Source organism: Rhodobacter sp. NSM, assembly GCF_052244495.1.
Lineage (GTDB): Bacteria > Pseudomonadota > Alphaproteobacteria > Rhodobacterales > Rhodobacteraceae > Cereibacter_A.
The window spans coordinates 1-2,341 of sequence record NZ_JBQPXH010000043.1; the positions used below are offsets into that span (position 1 = coordinate 1).

4 protein-coding genes are annotated in these 2,341 nt (G+C 67.7%); 2 read left to right on the plus strand and 2 right to left on the minus strand.

All coding sequences use genetic code 11. The features are described from left to right. The coding region (locus tag ACTVZP_RS22105) for a c-type cytochrome (RefSeq protein ID WP_443214281.1) at positions 1-222 on the minus strand (222 nt) is incomplete at its 3' end. A gap of 199 nt (positions 223-421) precedes the next feature. After that, entirely contained in the window at positions 422-784 is a 363-nt protein-coding gene (locus ACTVZP_RS22110; protein ID WP_443214282.1) for a hypothetical protein, read from the minus strand. A gap of 283 nt (positions 785-1,067) precedes the next feature. On the opposite strand from ACTVZP_RS22110, the gene ACTVZP_RS22115 reads away from it, so the two are divergent. Beyond that, a complete protein-coding gene (locus ACTVZP_RS22115; protein WP_443214283.1) occupies positions 1,068-1,310 on the plus strand; it encodes a type II toxin-antitoxin system Phd/YefM family antitoxin in 243 nt (80 codons plus the stop codon). Continuing rightward, a complete protein-coding gene (locus tag ACTVZP_RS22120; RefSeq protein ID WP_443214284.1) occupies positions 1,310-1,711 on the plus strand; it encodes a type II toxin-antitoxin system VapC family toxin in 402 nt (133 codons plus the stop codon). The genes ACTVZP_RS22115 and ACTVZP_RS22120 overlap by 1 nt, the downstream gene beginning before the upstream one ends. Positions 1,712-2,341 lie beyond the last annotated feature (630 nt).

Sequence of the window (2,341 nt, forward strand, 5' to 3'; positions counted from 1 at the left end):
GTGCGGCGGCGCGGGATAGCGGCCGTCCGGCCCCGGCTCGCGCCAGTTCGCCTGGCCCTCGAGGTTTGCGCCGTGGCACGAGGCGCATTCGGCGGCATAGACCCTCTGGCCGAGGGCCAGCCGGGCCGGATCGGCCGCGGTCGGAGCGGGAGCCGGCAGGAGGATCCAGAAGCCGGCGGCCGTCGCGGTGACGGCCATTGCGGCCAAGGCAAGCCGTTTCATCGCACGGCCTCCCCTGCGGTCCGCGGCGGCCCTGATCGGCGCGCTGCCGCGGCGGATTCCGGGCCGCGGCGGTTGGGAGGAAGGGGAAATGTCAAAGCGGCCGCCCACGGGCGGCGGAGAGGGGAGTCAGGCATGTCTCATCCCGAAAGCTCCGCGCGGGGCGCGGATGTCCACGAAGGCCGAGGCGGGCTCGGCCGGCTCAGGCGGCGGGACGGGATCTCGGGGGCCGGACCTCGGGCGGAGGATGCCGGCTGGCGGGCAACCGGCTCCAGCCCGGCAGGTGCCGCGCGCGAACCTGGTTTCGGTCGGCCATGCGAACAGGCTCCGGCAGCACCGAGGCCATGGTCGCGCAGGAGGCCGCGCAATCGAGGGCCTGGAGCCCGGCACCGTCATGTCCGGCATCCGGGCAGCAGGGCGCGGATCCGGTGCCGGAATGGGGCATCTCGGCCATGACGTCCTGCGCCATCCGCTCCGCGGCGGAAACCCTCGCACCGGGACCTGCCATGAAGGCCATGGCCAGCAGGACGAGGCAGAGAAGCCGCAGGACGAGCACCCGGATCATGGCGTGACCTTACAACTTCAGGCTGCCCGGCGGTAGTGGACGCGCACAACCGCCATGGCCGCAGTAAATCCTTGCCCCCCGCTCTCCTCCCGAGCTTAGGGTGTCATCCTGCCCCCTCCGGCATCAGAACCCTAGATGGGTGAAGGCCTCGGCGAACCCCACCAGAGGTTCACGATGATGGATCGTCCATCGCCCGATTGCCCGGACAGGTTGCGACTTGTATTGACGGAACCAATGGGGTTTCTATCTAGACAGAAGTCTAGCTAGCCGAGCGATTTTATTCATGTGGACGCTTCAGGACGCGAAGAACCGGTTCAGCGCAGTGGTCGAGGCTGCCCTTGCCGGCGTGCCGCAAGAGGTCTCGCGCCGGGGACGGCCGGCGGTTGTCGTCTTGTCTCTCGACGAGTACTACCGGCTGCTGTCGGGCGCGCGCGATGGCCGCGGCAGCTTTGCCGAGCATCTGCTGGCCTTCCCAGGCGAGGCAGGGGAGCGCATCGAGGTGAAGCCGCGCGACGTTGACTTCTGATGTATCTGCTCGACACCAACGTGATCTCGGCGGTTCATCGTCCCGATAGGGCGCCCCAGGTTGCAGCGTGGCTGGCAAAGCGCAATGAGGCCGACCTGTTCCTGAGCGTCATCACCCTGGGTGAGATCGAGCGCGGCATTGCCCGCCAGGATCAGCGCAACCCGGCCTTCGCAGCCGACCTTCAGGCCTGGCTCGACCGGACGGTGCGGCTCTTCTCGGATCGCATCCTTCCCTTCGCCGCCGAGGACGCCCGGATCTGGGGCCGGCTCTCCTGCCGCCTCGGTCACAACGGAGCTGACCTGATGATCGCCGCCACGGCGCTGGCCCGTGGGGCCGTGGTCGTGACCGGCAATGTCGACGACTTCCGCCCGACCGGGGTTCAGGTGGAAGATCCCTTCTGAGGGGTCGCGTCCGCCCATGGTCGGGCTGGCGGAAGGGCAGGAGCCGACAGCAGGGACGCATGTTTCCTTTGACGTCTCTGGATGGTTTGTGACGTCTTGGGAAGAAGCCGGGCCGCGGGCGTCGCGGCGGCGCTTCCTCAAACGAACGCTTCTGACACATGCTCATCGGCTGTGGCCGCGTGTCCAAGGCGGACGGTTCGTAGTCCCTCGACCTGCAGCGCGACGCGCTCGCCGCCGGGGGGCTGCGGAAAGGATCTACGAGGACCGCGCTTCGGGCGCGCGGGACGATCAGCCGAGACGGACGAGTCCCGCCTGCGTGCCCTGCGGCCGGAGGACGTTTCATGCGGCGGGTTCCGGTCGGGGACGCGATCATAGCCGGAAGCTTGTCTCGGAAGCCGTACCCCATGCCGAACACCAGACCAGCACGACCAGCGTGTTCAACGCGATGGTCCGTTCGTGCAGACCGTGAAGCAGGCGATGCATGTTACGGCCATGGACGACAGAAAGCAGTGTGACGACAACGGGGAGCAGCCGCGCCGTGGGCCGCCAGAAACCGCTAACGGAGAGGTGATTTTGCGTAAATATCCTTGAAAATGGCTATACAATCGCCCATTTGGGGTGTCGGAGGCC